Here is a 22,295-nt window from a genome sequence, read left to right as displayed (position 1 = left end):
AATTAATAAACTTCAAATTCTGCCTCAAACGGACTGTTTGCGCTAAGGGTATGTTTCTTCATAACCTTTTGTACAATACGGATAATGGTTCTGTCTTTTATAAGGGCAATTCCTTTTTCAATGTCATCGGCAAAAACCCTATCCTTTTCGGCGAAGGCTACTTTTTTGCGAACGGCCTTATGCACTTCGTCTAAAATGACCCCAGACTTCAAGGGCTTTCTAAATTCAAAGGCCTGAGCCGCGGTCAGTAATTCAATGGCCTGAATTTTGGCGACATTATCTAATACCTGCAAGGCTTTTCTACCGCTGATAGATCCCATACTTACATGGTCTTCCTGCCCCAAAGAGGTAGGTATGCTATCGGCGCTGGACGGAAAGCACAGGCCCTTATTTTCACTGGCCAGCGCTGCGGTGGTATACTGTAAAATCATATAACCCGAATTAATGCCGGTATCCTTCATTAATAATTTAGGGACTCCCTCGCTGATTCCCTCTAGGGAAAGGTATATTCTTCGGTCGGCGATATTTCCAATTTCCGAAGCTGCCAAACAGGCATAATCTAGGGCCATGGCCAATGGTTGTCCGTGAAAACTACCGCCGCTAATGGTCAGGTTTTCGTCTATGATAATGGGGTTGTCGGTAACCGAGTTGAGTTCTATTTCCAGCAATTCCTTTAAATGTAACCAAGCATTTCGGGAGGCCCCGTGTACCTGTGGCATACATCTAAGGGAGTAGGGGTCTTGTACCCGGTCGCATTCGATATGGTTTTCCATGATCTCGGAGTCTTCCAAAAAAAGGCGGATTCTATTGGCAACATGGATGTTTCCTTTAAAGGGGCGTAATTGGTGCAGTTCGCTAAAGAATGGCTTCACACTTCCCTGTAAACCCTCAATCATCATAGCGCCTATAATATCGGCATGGGAAAGGCAGGCGTGCATTTTTTCGATCACCTTTACGGCATGTGCAGCAATAAACTGGGTGCCGTTGATAAGGGCTAATCCTTCTTTTGGTCCTAAGTCTAAAGGCTGTAAACCAGTCTCTTTAAACAATGCTGCCGTGGTCATTGTTTTTCCTTTATAGACAACTTTTCCCAGTCCGATCAGGGGTAAAAATAAATGCGATAATGGCGCCAAATCTCCAGAAGCTCCTACAGAGCCTTGAGAGGGTACTACAGGAATAGCGTCATGGTCTATATGCCATAGAATCCTATCCAAGGTTGTTTCGGCAATACCCGAATATCCTTTCGCCAAGGATTGCACCTTTAAAATCATCATCAATTTGGCAATATCGCTGTCTATGGGAGCGCCGACCCCCACACTATGGCTTTGTAATATATTGGATTGTAAAATTTTAGTTTCCGATTTGGAAATCTTCGTAGTACACAAGGGCCCAAAACCAGTATTGATACCATATACCGGATCGCCTTTTTCTACGATATTGGCTACGATAGCACTGCTGTCTCGAACCTTTTTTCGTGTGCTTTCCGAAAGCTTTCCTTGGATAGATCCTTCGGAAATGGCCATGGCAATGCCTGCCGTTAAATGGCCATCGCCAAAATGAAATATGTTGTTATGAGTGGACATGAGTGTTGTTTTTTTTAGTAACATAAATTTATTGATTAAGTTTGATAATCACCAATACCAAATAAATCAACAATCAATAACTATGGGTTATCAGTTAGAGTTACGACATTTCCATTATTTTTTGGCGGTAGCCGAAGAACTGCACTACCGTAAAGCGGCCGAAAGGCTCTTTATTTCCCAACCGGGATTAAGTAGGCAGATAAAACAGATGGAAGAGATTTTAGAGGTTCAGTTGTTTGTTAGAAATAAAAAGAAAGTAGCCCTAACGACGGCAGGAGAATATTTAAAAGGAGAGGTGCAGTTTCTTCTAAACCATTTGGAGCTGACCAAAAAACAGTTAACACTTGTGAAAGAAGGAAATTTTGGGGAGGTACGGATTGGATTTTTAGGATCGGCCATGCAGAATGTTATCCCTGATTTGTTGATTCGGTTAAAGGAAAAGTTTCCTCAAATAAAGACCAGTTTGGAAGAGTTGTCCAATACGGCACAACTCGAAGCCGTTATAAAAGACTCTTTGGATATTGGTTTTGTCAGATTGGCGCGTGTCCCGGCCGGACTTTTCATTAAACCGGTGTTTGAAGATACCTTTTCGCTGGTACTGCCTAAAGACCACACTGTCGATAGCGTTAATTTTAAAGGAATAGGGCAGGTGGCCAAGGAGAATTTTATTCTGTTTGCACAAGACTATAGCCCCTTGTATTACGATACCATCATGAGCATTTGTGAAGATGCCGGCTTTACCCCCAAGGTGTCCCATAAATCGGTACATGCACAGACCATATTTAAATTGGTAGAGAATAATTTGGGCATCGCCATAGTACCAACCTCCTTACAATACGGCTTTCAGATGAACGTAAAATTTATTGCCTTGTCCCATATACCACAACGGGCGGTACTCTCCGTGATTTGGAAAGAAGATAACCGCAACCCTGCCTTAAGGCATTGTATAGCGTTGTTATTGAATGAATGAGTATCTTTGAAAATAGAAAGGTATCAATATTAAAAAAGGACTATGATTATCGATTTAATAAAAGCCAGGCGCGCTGTTTTTCCGGCGCAGTACAACGATAAACCTATCAGCAAGGAAACTATAGAAAAGGTATTGGAGGCGGGCAATTGGGCCCCTACCCATAAAAAGACCGAACCATGGCGTTTTAAGGTATTACAAGGGGAAGCCCAGGAAAAACTAGGATTGTTTTTATCTCTGAAATACATGGAAACAGACCCCAAGCCCAAACAATTTAAGGTAGAGAAGTTAATAGCCAACCCTAAAAAAGCAGGTGCTATTATTGCGGTCTGTATGCAACGCGACCCGAAGGACAGTATTCCGGAATGGGAAGAAATTGCGGCGACAGCCATGGCCGTTCAGAATATGTGGCTTTGTTGTACCGAAATGGGAATTGGTAGTTATTGGAGCTCCCCAGGCTTAATAAAGCATATGGGCGATTTTTTTAATTTAAACCAAGGCGAAGTGTGCTTGGGATTCTTTTATATGGGCTATTATGACGGTGAAATTCCCGTGGTTTCACGAGGGCCTGTAGCCGATAAAACCGTTTGGATGTAATTAAGCTCCATTAAAAAAAGGAAACAAAGGAACCCTGTGTTCCCATACCTTGGCAAGGAACAACCATAGAAATACAAGGGTGACCATGAATTTTAAAAAGGTTCCTGCCAAAAAACCTAAAAAGGACCCAAAAGCGGCTTTTAAAGCTGTTTTTGGGTTTGTTTTATTCATTAGTTCTCCCGCTAAGGCCCCAAGAAAAGGCCATATTATAATCCCTAATACACCAAGGATAGGAAAAATTAGGGCTACTAAAAGTCCGATCGTTGTTCCGATCACCCCTCCCTTACTACCACCGAATTTTTTCGTCCCTAGGATAGGGATAAAATAATCCAGGGCCAAAACAAGAAGGCTAACCGCTAAGGTAATGCCCAAAAAGGTCCAATCATCGGGTACGGCAGCAGTCAGGTGAAGCAGTAGCAATCCAACCCAACTCAGGGGCGTCCCTGGCAAGGCAGGCAGAAAACTGCCCACGATTCCCACCAACATCAACCCAAGTCCAAAAAATAATAAAAGAATGTCCATATGACTTTGTTAGACGAAGTTAAAGACTATTTGTTACAAGAAGGCTACAATAGCGCACAGTAAGGGATAACTGTTTGCGTGATTTAGCTTATGAGATTGTTATTTTAGGGATTCTGCGGTTTCTCCTTGTGGTCTAAAATACCTGTTGTGCTTCTACGTTTTAGGTGCTTTGTATCTATAATTTAAAATTTTAACAACTAAAATATTAGTTTAAACTAAAGATTTAGTTATATTTGATACAAGGATGAACTAAAAATCTAGTTGAATGAAACAGTTGACGAAAGCAGAAGAAGAGGTAATGCAGATTTTATGGCAGTTGCAAAAATGCAATGTTGCCGCAATCATTGAAGAGCTTCCCGAACCCAAACCGGCATACAATACAGTATCTACCATTGTCCGCATTTTAGAGAGCAAAGGTTTTGTAGATCATGAGCAGGAGGGCAGGGGGTATTTATATTTTCCATTGGTAAAGAAATCTGATTACGGGAACCAATCCATCAATAAATTGGTCGACGGCTATTTCCAGGGCTCCTTTAAAAGTATGGTCTCCTTTTTTATGAAGAAGAACGATATGAGCCTTTCGGAATTGGAATCGATTATGAAGGAAATTAAAAAGGAAAAGGAATGATACAGTATGTTCTAGAATGCGTGGCTTTTCAGCTATTATTTTTAATAGTGTATGACCTTTTTTTAAAGAGGGAGACCTTTTTTCAATGGAACAGGGTATACCTTCTAGGTTCCTTTGTACTTTCCATATTGCTGCCATGGATAAAGATCGAAGCACTAAAAACAACTGTATCCCAAGATTCCTTTGTGTACCCAGAATATTTATGGGATATGGATATGTCCTCGGGGTTTGTGGGAGCAGCCAAGCCCACGGTTTCCTTTCATTTTACAACTACCGAAATGGTGCTTTATGGCGGAATGATTATTGCGGCGGGACTGTTTGTCTTTAAACTGTATCAAATAATACAACTTAAAAGAAAGGGTGAGATCCGCTATTTCGAGAGTTTCACCAGAGTGATGGTGCGTAATAGCCAAATGGCCTTTTCATTTTTCAGGTCTATCTTTCTTGGGGATCAGGTGTTGGAAAAGGATCATGACAGTATCATTCAGCACGAATTGGTACATATAGAACAGCGTCATTCTTGGGACTTGTTGTTTTTTGAGCTGATGCGTATTGTCGCTTGGTTTAATCCGCTGGTCTATGTCTATCAAAACCGTATTTCCGAATTGCACGAGTTCATCGCCGATGCAAAAGTGGCCAAGACCCACAAAGAGGAGCAATATCAAATGTTGTTGTCACAGGTCTTCCAGACCCAAAATATTTCATTCATCAATCATTTTTATTCATCATCATTAATCAAAAAACGAATCGTCATGTTACAAAAAACAAAATCGAAACAGATCTGGAGGTTAAAGTATCTATTAATGCTGCCCTTGGTTATGGGGATGTTGGCCTATACTTCTTCCGAAGCTCAGGAAAATGATTTGGAAAACATTGCGCTTCCCGAGATTGTGGTTAATGGGTTGGAAAATGCCACAATTTCTAAGTCTAGTAATTGGAATAGGGCCGATCTTGAAGTTATGGATAGAATTCCTGTTTTTACTTCTTGTGATAAAGAAGCCGATAGGAATGGTTGTTTTGAGACCGAGTTTAAATCGGTTGTACTTGAAAATTTAAAATACCCCACAGAAGCAAAGGGGAAAGGTATTCAAGGGACAGTTTTCGCAATGTTTACCATTGGGATTGATGGTAAGATTGGAGAACTAAGGTTTCGCGGTCCAGATGAAATTTTAGAAGATGAAGTAAAACGGGTAATATCCAATTTGCCACCTATGATTTCTGGTGAACACCAAGGAAAGAAAGTAGCAGCGACTTTCACCATTCCTATCACTTTTAAACTGGATAGTGAGGATAGAGAAATTTCAAAGGTTTTGAAAAAGAAGGACGAAGCTGATATACCCATTTTTCCTGGCTGTGAAGATGCTGAGGATAAAAAGGCCTGTTTTGAAGCGATGATGAGGAAGCACATTGCCAAAAACTTTCATTTTGATAAAGAGCAGGCTAAGAAAGATTTTGAAGAAAGAGTAGCTGAATCTATAAGGAACAACCCAACATATTCAAAATACAACGCATTGGTAATGGAGCGAGAGCGATTATTGGAGAATACTGATGAAAATAATCCGGCAGTTATCAAATTAGACCGACAAATAAAGGCCCTTCGGAGTAAAATAGATGCTAATGATATTGATATCCCTTTTGTAGTTGTAGAAAAGGTGCCAGTTTTTCCCAGTTGTGAGAATGCAGAAGATAAAAGAGCTTGTTTTAATGAGATGATGTATAAGCATATCAGCACGAATTTTAGATACCCCGAGGAGGCCCAAGAAAATGGAATTCAAGGCAGGGTTAGTGTTATGTTTATCATTGGTGAAGACGGTTCTATCGGAAATGTTAAGATGCGGGGCCCGGATAAGCTCTTGGAGGACGAGGCAGCCCGTATCATCTCCCTTTTGCCTAAGATGACTCCAGGGGAGCATGGCGGCAAAGCTGTACGTGTGCCCTTTTCCATTCCGATCACTTTTAAATTGGAGGGAGAGAACAAAGAATCGTCTAGAACTATGGAAAATCAGGAAGATATTGACATTCCCTTTGCCGTAGTAGAAAAGGTGCCTGTTTTTCCAGGTTGTGAGAATGCGGAGGATAAAAGGGTATGTTTTAATGAAAAGCTGCAGTTACACATTGCCGAAAATTTTAAATATCCCGAAGAAGCTCATAAAAAGGGCATACAAGGTAGGGTTAACATTGTATTCTTAATTCAAAAAGATGGGAGTATAGGAGGTATACGCATGCGCGGTCCAGATAAAATATTGGAAGAAGAGGCAGCTAGGATTATATCCCTTTTACCAAAGATGACCCCAGGGGAATACAGAGGAAACAAAGTTAGTGTGCCGTATGTCATTCCGATTACGTTTAATCTTCAATAAGCGTCGAAAAGTCTAATGAATCAATCCATTTTGTTGAAAAAAGCATTCCTAATTTTATTCTTGATAGTTTTCCTTGCTAAGGGAAATGCCCAATCCATTTCTATGGCGGTTCCCGATAGTCTATATGCTACCGGGAACTATACCTTGGCTATAAATGAATATGCCAAAGTAGGTTCTTCCAATGCTCAATTGCAAATTGCACGGGCCTATAATGCCATAGGGAACTACGATAAGGCTTTGCTACAATATGAAAGCCTAGTGCAGAAAAATCAATCCTTAGAAATGGCTAAATATGAATTGGGCAGGTTATATCTTAAACTTAAAAAATACCCAAAGGCCAAAGAAGTGTTTTCCCAACTGACCGAAAAAAACAAGCTTAATCCAGAATATTTTTACTATTTGGGAGAGTCTTTAAAGAGCTTGGATATTTTCCCCGAAAGTATAATAGCGTATAAAAAATCGATAAAAATTGATAGCACCCATTTGAGAAGCCTGTTTCAATTGGGGAAATACTATGTATTACAAAGGGAGCGGGACTCGGTAGTTAAATATGTAGATCAAGGACTGCGTTTTTATGAGGATGATGTTAGTCTTATTAATCTAAAAGCACTGGCCTATTACAATGACCATTTGCTATGGTGGGCCATACCCTTGTTTGAAAGATTGGTGGAATTGGGAGAAGATAAAGAGTATATCCATGAAAAAATGGGGCTAGCTTATTTATCCTCAGGTAAGTTTAAGGAGTCTAAAGAGTCCTATTTTAAGCTACTGCAATTTGATGAAGATAATCCAAAGGCTCTCTACGGACTAGGGACAGCTTATTGGAAATTACAGGAACGCGACAGTGCCGAGGCCTACATTAAAAAATCTATAGAAGTACAAAAGGTGGTATTGGATAAAGAATATAATGCCTTGGCGCGATTGGCCATGGAGCAAAACGATTTAAAATTGGCCATAAAATATTATAAAAAAGCGTATCAAGAAGACCCGACTGCTTACCTATATAAGTACGAAGAATGTTTATTAACGGACCAATACTATAAAGATCCCAAAATGTCCTTACAATGCTATAAGGCCTATCAAGAAAAGTTTGGTTCTCAAAACGACTATTTTTCAGAATTTGTAGCTAAAAGATTATCTGAAATCAAGGAGGAAATTCATATGAAGACGTACTAAATTGATCAAAATATCGTATTTTCCGCTCAGTAACCCAATATAAATGAGGAAAGCTACGGTTTTATTGTGTTTTTGTCTCTTCGTTTCCTGTGATTGGTTTTTTTCCAAGGAAGAAAAAACCCAACAATTGGTACAAGAGGAAATGCGCAGCATTAATTTTAATGAGGTAGACCGGTACCCATTGTTTAGCGACTGTGACGAAATGTTGGAGAAAACCGCGCAATTAGAGTGTTTTCAGACCATTTTGATCGCCCATTTTTCCGAAACCCTACAGGAGTTCGAGTTCCATTTTGTTTCGGAAAGTAGTATTACCATTTATGTAGATTTCCTAGTAGATAACCAGGGGCAGATTTCTGTTTTAGAGGTAGAAAAAAACACCTTGTTAGATCAGCAGATTCCCGAGTTCAGTACTATTATTACCCAAAGCCTTAAAGGCTTGCCCAAATTATCCCCGGCCCTGAAAAGAGGGGTTCCGGTGACGGCAAAATTTAGAATTCCCATCATCCTAAACGCCATTTAATTTCCTTGGGGATGCCTGCCTTCTTGGCGTTGGCATTTTTATAGCTTATTTTTGAGGCCATAACCGTAAAGTTTTGGGATAGCAGGGCTACTCTAGAAACTTTATGGCACTAGGATCCCAAAAAGACATTGTCGTCTTGGGCAAGCATAAAAACTAATTTATAAATATTCAAACCGTCTCTCCTTTGTCCAACGAAAAGATCATCTTGGGTATAGATCCAGGAACTACAATTATGGGCTTTGGCCTTATAAAGGTGGTCAATAAAAAAATGGAATTTGTTCAGATGAACGAATTGCTACTCAATAAATATACGGACCCTTATATTAAACTAAGGCTAATTTTTGAGCGCACCATAGAACTTATAGACACCTACCATCCCGATGAGATAGCTATAGAGGCGCCCTTTTTTGGAAAAAATGTACAGTCCATGCTAAAGTTGGGGCGTGCCCAGGGAGTGGCCATGGCAGCCGGACTATCGCGACAAATACCGATTACCGAATACCTGCCCAAGAAAATAAAAATGGCTATTACCGGCAATGGAAATGCCAGTAAAGAGCAAGTAGCCAAAATGCTGCAAAGTGTATTGGGTCTAAAAACTCTGCCTAAAAACCTAGATAGTACCGATGGCCTGGCAGCAGCCGTGTGCCATTTTTATAACGAAGGCCGAATAGAAATAGGCAAAAGCTATAGCGGTTGGGATGCTTTTATCAAGCAAAATGAAAATAGGGTGAAAAAATAGTATGGGACAATTAGCAATAAACAATAATCAATAAACAATAAATATGGGTAGTCAAAATAACCCTCTATCTGATAAATCATATGCTTTTGCGTTGAAAGTGATTGATTTATATAAAGATATTGTGAAAACAGAAAAAGAGTTTGTATTATCCAAACAACTGTTGAAAGCCGGAACATCTATAGGGGCTAATATTGCTGAAGCTAATGGTGCAATTTCGAAACCCGATTTCTCATCCAAGATATCAATAGCATACAAAGAAAGCTTAGAAACTAAATATTGGCTTAAATTATTGAGAGACTCCCATTTTATCCCTGTAAACACAGCGGATAAATTAATTTCGGATGCCGATGAGCTATCAAAAATAATGTTCTCCATTCTAAAGACCACTAGAATCGATTCTGGAAAATAATTGGTTATTGATAACTGTTGTTTAGTAATGCAAACACCTATTACTGGCTCAAATATATGAGCTATCAAAACTAATGTTCTCCATTCTAAAGACCACTAGAATCGATACTGGAAATTAATTGGTTATTGATAACTGTTGTTTAGTAATGCAGACACCTATTACTGGCTCAAAGAAATGAGTTGTCAAAAATCATGTATTTCAACCTTAAGTTCACTACAATAAACAATGAAATAATTGTTTATTGTTAATTGATAACTGTTAATTGTATTATGAGCGGCATATACATACATATTCCTTTTTGCAAGCAAGCATGTCATTATTGCGACTTTCATTTCTCCACTCAAATGGGGAAGAAGGAAGCCATGGTATTGGCCTTACAAAAAGAGCTGGAGCTACGAAAAGATTCTTTTGCAGAAGAGACGGTACAGACCATCTATTTTGGAGGGGGTACTCCTTCTGTGCTCGAGACCGAGGAAATAAACGCTTTGATCGCTACGGTCTATGCCCATTATATGGTGGCAGCGAATCCGGAAATTACCCTAGAAGCCAATCCGGACGATTTGTCCAAGGCCAAAATTGAACAATTGGCGGCAACGCCAATAAACCGTTTAAGTATTGGGATTCAGTCGTTTTTTGAAGACGATCTAAAACTGATGAACAGGGCCCATAATGCGGAAGAGGCCGAAGCTTGTATTACTATGGCAAGGACCTATTTTGATAATATTTCTATCGATTTAATTTATGGGGTCCCGGGAATGACCAAGGAACGCTGGATATCGAATATAGAAAAAGCCTTGGCCTTTCAAATTCCGCATATTTCTAGCTATGCCCTGACCGTAGAGCCAAAAACGGCCCTGAAAAAATTTATTGATAAGGGACTTATTGGCCCTGTAGATGATGCCCTGGCCCAGGAGCACCATCATATTTTATGTGAAAGGCTACAAACGGCCGGCTTTATCAATTACGAGTTCTCCAATTTTGGGAAAGAAGGCTACTTCTCCCAAAACAATACTGCCTACTGGCTAGGAAAGAAATATTTGGGTATCGGGCCCTCTGCGCATTCTTATGACGGTGTACAGAGAGGGTGGAATATTAATAACAATCCCCAATATATCAAGGCCATCAACCAAGGCCAACTCCCTATGGAAGTAGAAGAGCTTTCTAAAACAGACCGTTATAACGAGTATATAATGACTGGGCTCCGCACCATTTGGGGGGTGTCCTTAGAAAGAATCAAGGAAGAATTTGGGGCAGAATTCTATGACTACCTGCTAGAGGAGGCAAACAATAAAATTTCGAAAGGACTGCTCATTATAGAACAAGGCCACTTATTGGTATCGAAAAAAGGCAAGTTTTTAAGCGATGGGATTGCTGCCGACCTTTTTCGGGTGAATTGATCCTATCTTTAGTTTGATGTAGTACCTACCCGCTTTTTAAAGCCGAGGGGTGTTTCTTGTTGCCTATAAGTTGGTGTTCCTAAAAACACCCTTAACTAGACAAAATTTTCTAAAATAAAGATAGTATCAAGGTGTTTAAAGAAATCGTATTTGAAAATTTTGATGTATTTTTAAAGATTTGAGGCTGTTTGAAAGGGTTTTTGCCATTAAATTGTTAAAAAATAGCGAAGAATGGCTATAAACGGAATTTGGTCACTGAAATAAATGCAGCGAAAAAGTAAATCATAAAATCATATACAATACCCTGCTGAAACGGCTTTGGCATAATTAGGAAAAATACTGTAATAAGAAAAACATACATGATCACAACGATAAAAATAAACACCAAAAACTACAAGATTGACCTTTCCAAACCTTTGGATATCTCCATGCCGTTACAAGGCAAGGACTCCAATGTAAATGCCTGGTACGTTGGTCCGCCTACGATAGAACCACATAAGGAAGGAGAGTTTGTAGGGAAAGTATCGGAAGGGGCATCGATAAATTTTAACAATATACATTTTAACCCACATGCCCATGGCACCCATACCGAATGTGTGGGGCATATCACGGAAGAATTTTATTCGGTGAATAAGAGCCTGTCCAAATTTTTCTTTTTTGCTGAGTTAATTACGGTTGCTCCGGAGAAAAAGGGAGACGATTTTGTGATTTCTAAAAAGCAGTTGCAATATGCCTTGGGGAATAAAAAGAGAGAGGCGGTAGTCATTAGAACCATGCCCAATCTGAGTGATAAGAAGTCGCGTCAGTACTCCCATACGAATCCGCCCTATCTCTTAGAAGAAGCGGCACAATTCCTGGTCAATAAAGGGGTAGAGCATGTATTGATTGACCTTCCTTCCGTAGATAAGGAAAAGGACGAAGGGGAGCTATTGGCCCATAAGGCCTTCTGGAATTTTAATGGGAAACTAAGGGAGCAGGCTACTATTACCGAATTTATCTATGTGGCCAATACTATTGCCGATGGTCGCTACTTTTTAAATATACAGCTCGCTCCTTTTGAGAACGATGCCAGTCCGAGTAGACCAGTGTTGTATAAAATTGAGGATTAATTCCGGCAAGATTAGGACATGCAAGTGTAGGGGAAAAGCCACTACAAAATGCTTCTTAGGGGTATGAAGTTCTTGGCAGACCTAAGTGTCACCAAAGCAGTGAGTTTTTTATACCTTTATAGAGAAGCAATAGCTAAAACGTATGAATGATATCATAGATCTTTTTCTGGGGCTTGTTTTAGGGGCTGTAACCATGTACTGGTTATTTTCTTTTTTTAGGAAAAAGAAAAACAAAGAGCTTACCGAACAACAATCGACTATTTTGCTCGATAAAATAAAACGGGTCTGTAAACTTATTTCCGTCGAAGGCGATTTTGCGGAAATCTATAGATACGAAAATACCAGGGAACATTTTCTGAGTTTGGTGAGCAGCAAAAAAAAGGCACTTATTATCATTAATGCCAAGGCACATATAGGGTTCGATTTAAAGAAAGTCCATATCCATGCCGATAACGAAAAGAAAAAAATCATCCTATCGAATTTTCCCCGGCCCGAAATTCTGTCGATAGAGCCAGAACTACAGTTCTACGATATTAAAAACGGATTGTTCAATACCTTTAACCCAACCGACCTTACTTCTCTGAACAGGGAGGCCAAAGAACATATTAGGGATAAAATTCCCCAAAGTGGATTGATGGAAACGGCTAATAAAGAAGCCTTGGAGGCGGTTCTATTAATAGAAACAATAGTGGAAACCATAGGCTGGAAGTTAGATTATACGGCCTTGGAACTAAGTGAACGCACCAAATCGTTAATGGAAGACTAATGTTTTATATTTACATGAGATTTAAATTATATTGCAGAGAATGAAAAAAACACTTTTAAGTATCCTATTTTTAGCCCTGACCGTATCTAGTTATGGCCAACAAGAGAAAGACATGAAAAACTTTGACCCTAATTTTGTGCATACCGTATATTTCTGGCTTAAAAATCCGGATAGCGACACCGATAGAAAGGCCTTTGAAACGTCCTTGAAGAAATTTTTAAAGGATTCCAAATATGCAAAAACCAATTTTATCGGCTTTCCGCCGCAAGCGAGTCGCGATGTGGTAGATGGTTCTTTCACCTATTCTTTGGTGGTAACTTTTGATTCTGCCGAAACGCAGCAAAAATACCAGGATGAAAAAGCACATAAAATATTCATAGAGGAATCTAGCGAACTATGGACCAAGGTTATTGTGTATGATTCTACCAGTATTTAGGATTGGTGCATGATTACTTATAAGAATGCCTAGCATCTGGTTAAAAGAAGAACATGAATATAGAGGCGTTTAGGGAGTATTGTATTGCAAAAAAGGGGGTGACAGAAGAATTTCCCTTTGATGCGCAAACCTTGGTGTTTAAGGTGATGGGGAAAATGTTTGCCCTGGCCGCCTTAGAAAGATTACCTTCCCAGGCCAATTTAAAATGCGATCCGCAGCGCGCTATTGAACTAAGGGAAACCTATGATGGTACCATTATTCCTGGCTACCATATGAGTAAAGTGCATTGGAATACCCTATATCTAGAAAATTTATCGCCTGCATTGGTACGGGAATTGATAGACCATTCCTATGCCTTGGTGGTAGCAGGACTCACAAAAAAGCTACAGGCCGAACTGAATGCCCTTTAAAACCACCTATAAAAATAACGAATACCCCTTTTAAATATCCCCATGGATCATCTACTATCATTTTATAAAAACCGGCTAGCAACACAAAATGTCTTGCTCCAAAAGGTTAAGAAAGAATTACTATTATCGAGTATTTTAAGGCTGGTCGTTTTTGCCGTTGCATCTTTAAGTGTGTATTTGTTGATAGGGAACACCCAATTGGTGTTTGGCCTCATTATCGTGGCTATCGCCTTGTTTTTGTTTTTAGTAAGCAAACACACCGACCTACAATACAAAAGGGATAAGATTTTGGCCCTTATTGCTATTAACACTACCGAAATAGAAGTGTTGGAACGAAAATTCCACCACTTGCCAGACGGCAATGCGTTTAAAGACCCCTCCCATGGTTTTAGTCAGGATATAGATTTGTTTGGGAAAGGTTCCTTCTTTCAATACAGCAACCGTACGGCTTTGCCACAGGGGAGTCGGGCCTTGGCCGATATTTTGACCGAAAATGCCATAGACGGTATAGAAGGAAAACAAGAGGCTATTGAAGAACTCTCTCAAATGACCGATTGGCGACAAGAGTTTTCGGCTATTGCCACTTTGGTAAAGGCCGATGCTTCTACGAAGGCCATTGGGGTATGGTTAAAGGAGTATGTACCTTATGTTCCTAAGGTGATGCGCTATGTTCCCAATGTGTTTTCTTTAATATCAGTGGCCCTTATAGCGGGTTATTTAACCGGCCTATTACCAGGGTTTCCTATATTTATCACCCTTTTTGTAGGGCTGGTGATCAGTGGGGTTTATATTAAAAATACCGGTAAACTGGCCGCCGATACAAGTACCCTACAAAGTACCTTTCAGCAATATCAGAAACTCATCTTAAAAATTGAGGAGGTTACTTTTAAGTCGCAGCTTCTTAGTGAAAAAAGAGACGCTGTAGTTTCCAAAGATCAAAAGGCCTCTAAGGTACTCAAAGAATTTTCTAGGATATTAGGAGCTTTGGATCAGCGCAGCAATATGATTTTTGGTCTTTTAGGAAATGGTTTTTTCCTGTGGGACCTGCGCCAAGGGTATAAATTAGAAAAGTGGATCGCCGATTACGGTACCAAGGTATCGCCCTGGTTTAATACCATCGCCTTTTTTGATGCCTACAACAGTTTAGGGAATTTTGCTCACAACCATCCAAATTATAGCTATCCCAAGATAGTCAATGAAAACATTGTATTAAACTCTGCTAAGGCCTCGCACCCTTTGTTAGACCCTAAGAAAGCCGTGCCTAATGATATCGATATCTTAAACGAACAGTTCTTTATTGTTACCGGGGCCAATATGGCCGGAAAAAGTACTTTTTTAAGAACCGTCTCCCTACAGATTGTAATGGCCAATGTGGGGCTTCCAGTGTGTGCCGCCGAGGTGTCTTACAATCCCATAAAACTAATTACCAGTATGCGTACTACCGATTCCCTTACAGACGATGAATCGTATTTCTTTTCTGAATTGAAACGCTTAAAATATATAGTGGATGAAATTCAAAAAGACCGTTATTTTATTGTCTTGGACGAAATTTTAAAGGGTACAAATAGTATGGATAAGGCCATTGGCTCTAGAAAGTTTGTAGAGAAATTGGTGGGCTCTGGGGCAACAGGTATTATTGCGACCCACGATTTAAGTTTGTGTGAGGCTTCGGATGATTTACCACAGATACGGAACCATTATTTTGATGCCGAGATCATAGACAATGAACTGCATTTTGATTATACTTTTAAGGATGGGATTTGCCAGAATATGAATGCCTCCTTTTTATTAAAGAAAATGGAAATTGTAGAATAAGGCACACCCCTTTGGTTAAAGCGATGAATAAAATTGAAGCAGTTACTACGATAGGTAGTTTTTTACTTTTGCATATAGATTAAAAATGGATTCTTTAACACAAATAGTACTCGGTGCCGCGGTAGGCGAGGCCGTTTTAGGAAGGAAAGTAGGTAATAAGGCCATGTTATACGGGGCTATTGCCGGGACTATCCCAGATTTGGATGTGATGGCCAAACATTTTACCGATAGTGTTTCGGCGATTGAATGGCATAGGGGCATTACCCATTCTATTTTCTTTTCCGTTCTTTTTGCGCCCCTTTTTGGTTGGTTGATCTCCAAATTGGAAAGAAAACTGCCCGCGACTTGGAAAGACTGGTCTTGGCTTATGTTTTGGGGATTGTTTACACATCCTATTTTAGATGCATTTACCACTTGGGGAACACAGCTTTTTTGGCCTTTCGATCTAAGGTTGGCATTTCAGAATATCTTTGTTATCGATCCTTTGTACACCCTGCCATTTCTCGTTTTTCTTATATTGGCCATGCGGCAAAAACGCGATTCGCCCAAGCGATGGCGATATAATGCCATGGGCTTAGTTGTGAGTAGTTTGTATATGGGGCTGACGCTAGTGTTAAAGGGTGTGGCCTATATGAAAATTACCGATAGTTTAGAGGAGCAGGGGATAGCATACCAACAAATGGATATCAGGCCTGCCCCTTTTAATACCATTCTATGGTCGGCCAATATAGATGCCGGGGATTTCTACCTCATAGGGAACTATTCCTTTTTTGATACATCGCCCATGGAATTTGTCCGCTATCCTAAGAACCATCACTTACTAGGCGCCTTGGATGGAAACGAAAAGGTAGAACGCTTAAAAAAGATTACGGGCGGCTGGTTTACCATCAGTGAAAAAGAGGGGCAGTTGTATTTTAACGATCTTCGTTTTGGGTTAATGAGTTTGGAAGCTAATGAGGAACAGTTTGCCTTTAATTATAAGCTACTCCCAAACAATGGCGATTTACTCGTAGAAGAAACCCCCAAATTGAAAAGAGACGGAAAACGACTTTTATCGGCTCTTTGGGAACGAATGTGGGGAATATAAGCACTAATCTCGTAGAGATTTTTTATAACAAAAATAACCTTCTAAATGAAGGTTATTTTTGTTTTCAATAGGTTATTTCTTTTAACCATTGCGAGGCTTAGTTTTTCTGTTTTATAGGTTTAGTAGAGAGTTTTACCGTGGGTTGGTTCCCGTTGGTTTCCTTTACCTCTATATTGAGGTGCTTGTTCTCCTTTAAAATTTTAAGGGCCTCTTCATAGGAGATGGCTTTATTGTCCTTATAGAATTTAGCGCCTTTTTGGTGCAGTTCTTTAAAATGCTCCGTAGGGGAAACCATTGGAGGTGGGGGTGGTGGTATACGGTTGTCGCCATCGATCACGATGACCTCATACATATTTCCATCCTCGTCTTGTTTCTTTATTACTTTTGCGTCCTTGCCTTTCTCATAGTTTTCTATGGCTATTTCGTACTCCCTTATTTCTTCTTTAGTAGCATTGGCCGGAATAGGAGGTGGTGGAGGGAGTAGGACATGTTTTCTAAGGGTGGGATGCTCCCCTTTTATTTTTGGGGCATGGCGATCTTTGTTTATAATAATAACCTCTTTGGTCATTTTCTGGCCATGATTTCTTTCTATATGCTTTTCATATTCTACGGATTCTTCTTCCAGGGCAATGGCAGGTAACGATGGTGGCGGCGGTGGAAAATTAGGATAAGGTTCTGCTTTCTTTTTTTGTGCCTTGCTCATGATGCTATAGATATACTCCATCCGATCGACTTCTTTTTTAAGGATGAAGAAATTGCCCTTTGATTGTGCCTTGTATTTTTTAGCGAGTGTATTAAATTCCTTGATTTCACTCTTTGTGGCCTCTCTTTGTTGTTTATACTCTTCAATATCAATGGTCGCTACGCCATAGTCTAGTAATATAGCTTCTACTTTTTTAATGATATTGACTGGAGTTTCTTTATCAACCTGGATTCTGGATTTGACGAGTTGACTCCTTTGTTTCTTGCTAAGGTTCTGGTTATACCTTAGTAAGTGCGATGTTAAATCTTCAATCTTAACCAGATCATTTTTGATCAACAGCTGTCCATTTTTATTTATTAATATTAAGATTTCGTGTTCTGTGGTATTTTGGGCAATGAAATCATTAATTGTTTCCTGAGCAGACTGTTGTGCTTTTAAGGTATCGGGAAAAAGAACTTCCTCCCTAAGCTGTTTAATTTCTTCAATCTCTTTAGTACTAAAACTATACAGTAAAAGGGCTAATAAAGGCAATAGCAATAAGCTTTTTAGCCAGATGGCTTTTTGTGATGTTTGTGTTTTCATGATGACGATTCGTTTTTTGATTGATGAATAATGAATGGCATTTGCCAAGGATGGTGTTATAGCATTTGATGAGAATGCCAACACTAAATTTTGATAGGTAGGGACAATTGCCCCTTTGTTTAATACGGCTTGATCTGCTAAAAACTCGTGGTTGAGCTTTACCAAATGTTTAGCCCAATACACTAAGGGGTGAAACCATAGCACTATTTGAAGCAGTTCTAAAAGCAATATATCCAAGCTATGTTTTTGCCGGGCATGGGTTTCCTCGTGCCAAAACACTTCTTGTGGAATTTCATTGTTCTCATAATTTCTTTTGTTAAAAAAGATATAGTTGAAAAAGGTATGGGGCGCAATGGGTTCTGTTAAAAGTACATGAAGTATACTGCCTGTCCTTTGCTTGGGGTTATTGTGGATACTGCCGATGAGGTTTTTTAGGTTTAGGAGAAATTTAATGGCGAAAATCGCTGCTCCCAAACCATAAAATCCCCATAAAATAATAGGCAGTAGATTGGTCTCTTCCGGAGTTGCTAGCTGTTGTAGCGTCCCGTAATGGTCTATAAGCGGTTGATTCGCCATTGGCTGTGCTACTACGGTGATGTATTGGGTAAACGTAATTAACGGAATGCCCATGGCGATAACAAAGGCCGCTAATAGGTAATACCTTTTAAAATGATGGATATGCACCTTTTCTAAAACCAATTTGTAGAAGAGGAGTAGGAGGGCCAAACATGCGCTAAATTTTAAAAGATATTCCCACATGGCTATTTATTTTTAATTTCGCTATCGATTAAGGATCTTAATTCTTCTAGTTCTTCCTTGCTAAGGTCTGTTTCTTGGGCAAAGAAGGAGGCAAATTGGGAGGCGCTATTGTTAAAAAAGTTTTTGATGAGTCCGTTCAGGTGTTTGGAGAAATAATCTTTCTTTTTTACTAAGGGAAAATATTCCCGTGCATTGCCCAAAAGCTTGTATCCTACAAATCCTTTGTCTGCCATACGCTTTAATAAGGTAGCCACGGTGGTGGTCGCTGGTTTGGGCTCTGGGTAGACTTCCAAAAGATCCTTCATAAAAGCCTTTTCTAACTTCCAAAGGTGGTTCATTAATTCTTCCTCGGTTTTTGATAGTTTCATGGGAGCGGTATAAGATATTGTTCTACAAACATAGAACAATAATTTTAATTCTACAAACATAGAGTTGTTTTTTTTAGGTTGAGTATAAAGTTATAGGATTAGGGGTGAGGTTGTTAAAATAGCTATTTGAGGGGTGAAGAGAAAAATAGGACATACTCACGGCCAGATAACTCGGTAACAGGATAACAAGATAACTTCCTTACTGGTTACCGTTTACTGATTACTTTGTTTTAGCAGGGCTTGTTTAAAAACTGGTCCCTAAAGTAAAATCATCCAGATTCCCCCTTTGAAGGGGGAGTAAGGGGGATGTTGGAATGTCTCAATAAGAAATCAGGTTCATGAAATACTATAGAATTCCATATAACCTTAATCAAGGTTTTTTCTGTTTACTTGTTACCGTTTACTGATTACTTTGTTTTAGCAGGGCTTGGTTATAGGGTGTTCTTTTTTATCTCATTGTTCATTGAGAATGACTGCAGCCTTGGCCAACGCGCCGTCTGGCTCCTCGCTCCAAATGCAAATCGTTGCATTTTCCGTTCGGCCCTCTTTCATCTCAATGGTAATTGTTCACTGAATCCCGCGTTAGCTATTGCAGCGGCATCCTTTTTTAGGGGCTGGTGCGCCTAAAAAAGATATAGCGGAAAGAGCGACCCGATAGGGGAACGCCCAAAAAAAAAATCCGCTCTAAAAAGAACGGATTTTAAAAATTTTATTTGGACAATTCCGTAAAATGCTGATAGAAATACGGGATGGTTTCTATGCCTTTTAGGTAGTTCCATACGCCAAAGTGCTCGTTGGGCGAGTGAATGGCATCGCTATCTAGGCCAAAGCCCATAAGGATGGTTTTGCTCTGGAGTTCTTTTTCGAATAGGGCCACGATAGGGATGCTACCGCCACTGCGCTGTGGAATAGGCGTTTTTCCAAAGGTGGTCTGATAGGCCTTTTCTGCAGCCTTGTACCCATTATTATCTATCGGCGTTACATAACCTTGGCCACCGTGATGTGGTTTAACCACTACTGTAACCCCTGCTGGGGCAATACTTTCGAAATGGGTTTTAAAGAGTTGGGTAATTTCTTCCCACTCTTGGTGCGGTACCAAACGCATGGAAATTTTGGCATAGGCTTTACTGGCAATTACCGTTTTGGCACCTGCTCCGATATAACCGCCCCAAATTCCGTTTACATCCAAGGTAGGACGTATAGAGTTGCGCTCGTTGGTGGTATAGCCTTTTTCGCCATACACATCATTGATGTCCAGTGCTTTTTTATAGTTTTCCAAATTAAAGGGCGCTTTTGCCATGGCAGCACGCTCTTCTTGGGACAATTCTTCTACCTTGTCGTAAAATCCAGGAATCGTAATATGGTTGTTCTCGTCGTGCAGGGAGGCAATCATTTTTGTCAACACATTGATAGGGTTGGCAACGGCACCCCCATAGAGACCAGAATGAAGGTCGCGATTGGGGCCGGTAACTTCTACTTCTACATAACTAAGACCGCGTAAACCGGTGGTGATAGAAGGCACGTCTTTGGCAATCATGCCGGTATCGGAAATAAGGATAATGTCATTGGCGAGTTTTTCCCTGTTATTGGCGACAAACTCGCCCAGGTTTTCGCTACCTACTTCTTCTTCCCCTTCGATCATGAACTTTACGTTGCAGGGCAATTGGTTGGTCTTGATCATAAGTTCAAAGGCCTTTACGTGCATGTACATTTGGCCTTTGTCATCACAGGCCCCACGGGCAAATATGGCGCCTTCGGGGTGGATTTCAGTGTTTTTGATCACCGGTTCAAAGGGCGGAGAATCCCACAGGTCTATAGGATCGGCCGGTTGTACATCGTAATGGCCATAGACCAATACGGTAGGCAGGCTAGGATCTATAATCTTTTCGCCGTATACAATAGGATACCCTTTGGTCTCGCAAATCTCTACGGTATCGCAACCGGCCTCTAAAAGCGCGGTCTTTACGGCTTCGGCGGTATTAAGGACATCTTGGGAGAAGGCAGGGTCTGCACTTACGGAAGGAATTTTAAGGAGTTCTATCAATTCATTGATGAATCTGTCCTTGTTTTTGTTCAGGTAATCAGTTACTTGTTGCATAGTTTTATTTGTACAAAGGATAAATTTACAAAAAAAATAAACTTTTTTGCCAAGAAGTCTTTTCGTTTTAAAATAAAGGTATATATTTGCACTCGAATTGCAGGCGTGGTGGAATTGGTAGACACGCTAGACTTAGGATCTAGTGCCGCGAGGTGTGAGAGTTCGAGTCTCTCCGCCTGTACAAAGGGAAAGCCGACTTTTAGGAGTCGGCTTTTTTCGTTTAGGTACAACATAGGTACAACATTTTTGGGAGTTGAGATTCTTGGCCACGCGATCCATTTTCCAGATAATTTAAACTATCTCCCTCCCTTAATCCTCGACATCTAAAGAGCTATCCCCATTGTAGGGATACACCGGACCCGGTTCAGTCAGCACCTTATTCAGCCCTGGCCTATCGACTGGTCAGATAATTCATCACCTATTTCTCTCATGCTTCAAAAAACTTAACAATTAAGTTCCTAAAATAATTTGTAGATTTCGCACATTATTTAAATCGACGCATAAAATACCAATAACAAAGCCCGGAATTCTATAAAATTTGGCGAATTTTTCAATAAGGAATAGGACAATGACTAATAATGAGGATAATTTAAAAGAGTTACTCGTATTAAAACTTAAAGAGGGGGATAAACGGGCATTTCAAGAGCTCTTTGAGAGGTATCAACCAAGTATTTATGCCTATAGCCTTGCCATTTTAAAGTCCAAGCCGCAAGCAGAAGAAATCGTACAGGACGTATTTCTAAAAGTTTGGTTAAACCGTGAAAAACTAGATCCTTCCCTGTCTCTAAAAGCTTATATTTTTACTATTGCCAGGAATTTGGCTTTTAATCTCCTCGTCAAAAGCGCAAATAATAAACAACTAAGGGAAGCCATTTTCTATAAAAGCCAAGTACAGTATAATACAGCCATAAACAAATTTGTGGAAGACGATTATGAGCAACTTAAAAATCATGCCATTGAAAAATTACCTCCCAGGTGCAAGCTTGTTTTCCAGATGTCCAGGAACGACGGTAAAAGTTATGAGGAAATTGCCCGTGATCTAGATATTTCGGTAAATACCGTAAAATACCAAATCAACAAAGCTCTAACCACCATAAAGGAATTTCTTTCCACTAACGGGGATATCGTTTTTATTTTAGCATTCTTAATTGAAAGTGCCAGATATTAGAAGCCATTTAAATCTCTCTTTTAAAGCGCTCCGAATACTAAAAGCTTGTAAAAAAACGAGATAAAAACCTGTTTCTCAAATATTTTTCGAATTTTT

The 22,295-nt window shown here is 39.9% G+C and carries 21 protein-coding genes and 1 tRNA gene; 17 read left to right on the top strand and 5 right to left on the bottom strand.

What is annotated here, in order from left to right; translation table 11 throughout:
• Nucleotides 1–2: 2 nt before the first annotated feature.
• Nucleotides 3–1,583 (bottom strand): histidine ammonia-lyase, encoded by a 1,581-nt coding sequence (gene hutH, locus HCG49_RS01790; RefSeq protein ID WP_168467857.1) that lies wholly within the window; start codon nucleotides 1,581–1,583, stop codon nucleotides 3–5.
• An 82-nt stretch (nucleotides 1,584–1,665) separates the two neighbouring features.
• Here hutH and HCG49_RS01785 point away from each other — a divergent pair, with 82 nt between their 5' ends.
• On the top strand, nucleotides 1,666–2,553 hold the full coding sequence (locus HCG49_RS01785) for a LysR family transcriptional regulator (protein WP_168467856.1): 888 nt from the start codon (nucleotides 1,666–1,668) through the stop codon (nucleotides 2,551–2,553).
• Between the two features lie 42 nt (nucleotides 2,554–2,595).
• Complete coding sequence (locus HCG49_RS01780; RefSeq protein WP_168467855.1) at nucleotides 2,596–3,147, top strand: nitroreductase; 552 nt, start codon at nucleotides 2,596–2,598, stop codon at nucleotides 3,145–3,147.
• On the opposite strand, the gene HCG49_RS01775 is transcribed toward HCG49_RS01780, so the two are convergent.
• Nucleotides 3,148–3,669, bottom strand: a complete 522-nt coding sequence (locus HCG49_RS01775; protein WP_168467854.1) for a DUF456 domain-containing protein — start codon at nucleotides 3,667–3,669, stop codon at nucleotides 3,148–3,150. It abuts the gene before it with no gap.
• Between the two features lie 265 nt (nucleotides 3,670–3,934).
• Here HCG49_RS01775 and HCG49_RS01770 point away from each other — a divergent pair, with 265 nt between their 5' ends.
• From HCG49_RS01770 to HCG49_RS01705, 13 genes are all read left to right on the top strand, one after another.
• A complete protein-coding gene (locus HCG49_RS01770; RefSeq protein WP_072764925.1) occupies nucleotides 3,935–4,297 on the top strand; it encodes a BlaI/MecI/CopY family transcriptional regulator in 363 nt (120 codons plus the stop codon).
• Nucleotides 4,294–6,657: a M56 family metallopeptidase gene (locus HCG49_RS18515; RefSeq protein WP_240938610.1), complete on the top strand. Its 2,364-nt coding sequence runs from the start codon at nucleotides 4,294–4,296 to the stop codon at nucleotides 6,655–6,657. The genes HCG49_RS01770 and HCG49_RS18515 overlap by 4 nt, the downstream gene beginning before the upstream one ends.
• A gap of 15 nt (nucleotides 6,658–6,672) precedes the next feature.
• The gene (locus HCG49_RS01755; RefSeq protein WP_168467853.1) at nucleotides 6,673–7,833 is read left to right on the top strand and encodes a tetratricopeptide repeat protein; all 1,161 of its coding nucleotides are present in this window, start codon (nucleotides 6,673–6,675) and stop codon (nucleotides 7,831–7,833) included.
• Between the two features lie 43 nt (nucleotides 7,834–7,876).
• Nucleotides 7,877–8,353 carry a hypothetical protein gene (locus HCG49_RS01750; protein ID WP_168467852.1) on the top strand — a complete coding sequence of 159 codons (477 nt, stop codon included), beginning with the start codon at nucleotides 7,877–7,879 and terminating at the stop codon, nucleotides 8,351–8,353.
• Nucleotides 8,354–8,537: 184 nt separating this feature from the next.
• On the top strand, nucleotides 8,538–9,092 hold the full coding sequence (ruvC, locus tag HCG49_RS01745) for a crossover junction endodeoxyribonuclease RuvC (protein ID WP_168467851.1): 555 nt from the start codon (nucleotides 8,538–8,540) through the stop codon (nucleotides 9,090–9,092).
• A gap of 43 nt (nucleotides 9,093–9,135) precedes the next feature.
• Complete coding sequence (locus HCG49_RS01740) at nucleotides 9,136–9,501, top strand: four helix bundle protein (protein WP_168467850.1); 366 nt, start codon at nucleotides 9,136–9,138, stop codon at nucleotides 9,499–9,501.
• Nucleotides 9,502–9,770: 269 nt separating this feature from the next.
• Nucleotides 9,771–10,898: a radical SAM family heme chaperone HemW gene (gene hemW / locus HCG49_RS01735; RefSeq protein WP_168467849.1), complete on the top strand. Its 1,128-nt coding sequence runs from the start codon at nucleotides 9,771–9,773 to the stop codon at nucleotides 10,896–10,898.
• A 359-nt stretch (nucleotides 10,899–11,257) separates the two neighbouring features.
• Nucleotides 11,258–12,007, top strand: a complete 750-nt coding sequence (locus HCG49_RS01730) for a cyclase family protein (RefSeq protein WP_168467848.1) — start codon at nucleotides 11,258–11,260, stop codon at nucleotides 12,005–12,007.
• Nucleotides 12,008–12,149: 142 nt separating this feature from the next.
• Nucleotides 12,150–12,773, top strand: a complete 624-nt coding sequence (locus HCG49_RS01725; protein WP_168467847.1) for a DUF4230 domain-containing protein — start codon at nucleotides 12,150–12,152, stop codon at nucleotides 12,771–12,773.
• A 40-nt stretch (nucleotides 12,774–12,813) separates the two neighbouring features.
• A complete protein-coding gene (locus tag HCG49_RS01720; RefSeq protein ID WP_072764934.1) occupies nucleotides 12,814–13,209 on the top strand; it encodes a Dabb family protein in 396 nt (131 codons plus the stop codon).
• A gap of 53 nt (nucleotides 13,210–13,262) precedes the next feature.
• The gene (locus HCG49_RS01715; protein WP_168467846.1) at nucleotides 13,263–13,619 is read left to right on the top strand and encodes an MmcQ/YjbR family DNA-binding protein; all 357 of its coding nucleotides are present in this window, start codon (nucleotides 13,263–13,265) and stop codon (nucleotides 13,617–13,619) included.
• 42 nt (nucleotides 13,620–13,661) lie between these two features.
• Nucleotides 13,662–15,434: a MutS-related protein gene (locus tag HCG49_RS01710; protein WP_168467845.1), complete on the top strand. Its 1,773-nt coding sequence runs from the start codon at nucleotides 13,662–13,664 to the stop codon at nucleotides 15,432–15,434.
• Between the two features lie 85 nt (nucleotides 15,435–15,519).
• Complete coding sequence (locus HCG49_RS01705) at nucleotides 15,520–16,521, top strand: metal-dependent hydrolase (protein WP_168467844.1); 1,002 nt, start codon at nucleotides 15,520–15,522, stop codon at nucleotides 16,519–16,521.
• A 97-nt stretch (nucleotides 16,522–16,618) separates the two neighbouring features.
• Here the strand turns inward: HCG49_RS01705 and HCG49_RS01700 are convergent, their stop codons facing one another.
• From HCG49_RS01700 to HCG49_RS01690, 3 genes are all read right to left on the bottom strand, one after another.
• The gene (locus tag HCG49_RS01700; RefSeq protein WP_168467843.1) at nucleotides 16,619–18,565 is read right to left on the bottom strand and encodes a M56 family metallopeptidase; all 1,947 of its coding nucleotides are present in this window, start codon (nucleotides 18,563–18,565) and stop codon (nucleotides 16,619–16,621) included.
• A gap of 2 nt (nucleotides 18,566–18,567) precedes the next feature.
• Nucleotides 18,568–18,933: a BlaI/MecI/CopY family transcriptional regulator gene (locus HCG49_RS01695; RefSeq protein WP_168467842.1), complete on the bottom strand. Its 366-nt coding sequence runs from the start codon at nucleotides 18,931–18,933 to the stop codon at nucleotides 18,568–18,570.
• 709 nt (nucleotides 18,934–19,642) lie between these two features.
• Entirely contained in the window at nucleotides 19,643–21,031 is a 1,389-nt protein-coding gene (locus HCG49_RS01690) for a dipeptidase (protein ID WP_168467841.1), read from the bottom strand.
• Between the two features lie 99 nt (nucleotides 21,032–21,130).
• Between HCG49_RS01690 and HCG49_RS01685 the strand changes: the two genes are divergently transcribed.
• Nucleotides 21,131–21,212: transfer RNA gene (locus HCG49_RS01685), tRNA-Leu, on the top strand.
• Nucleotides 21,213–21,599: 387 nt separating this feature from the next.
• A complete protein-coding gene (locus tag HCG49_RS01680) occupies nucleotides 21,600–22,199 on the top strand; it encodes an RNA polymerase sigma factor (RefSeq protein ID WP_168467840.1) in 600 nt (199 codons plus the stop codon).
• The last annotated feature ends 96 nt before the right edge of the window (nucleotides 22,200–22,295 follow it).

It is taken from the genome of Arenibacter sp. 6A1, assembly GCF_012272855.1.
Taxonomy (GTDB): domain Bacteria; phylum Bacteroidota; class Bacteroidia; order Flavobacteriales; family Flavobacteriaceae; genus Arenibacter.
The sequence above is the reverse complement of the archived record's forward strand: the minus strand, read 5'-3'. Positions and strand labels throughout refer to the sequence as shown.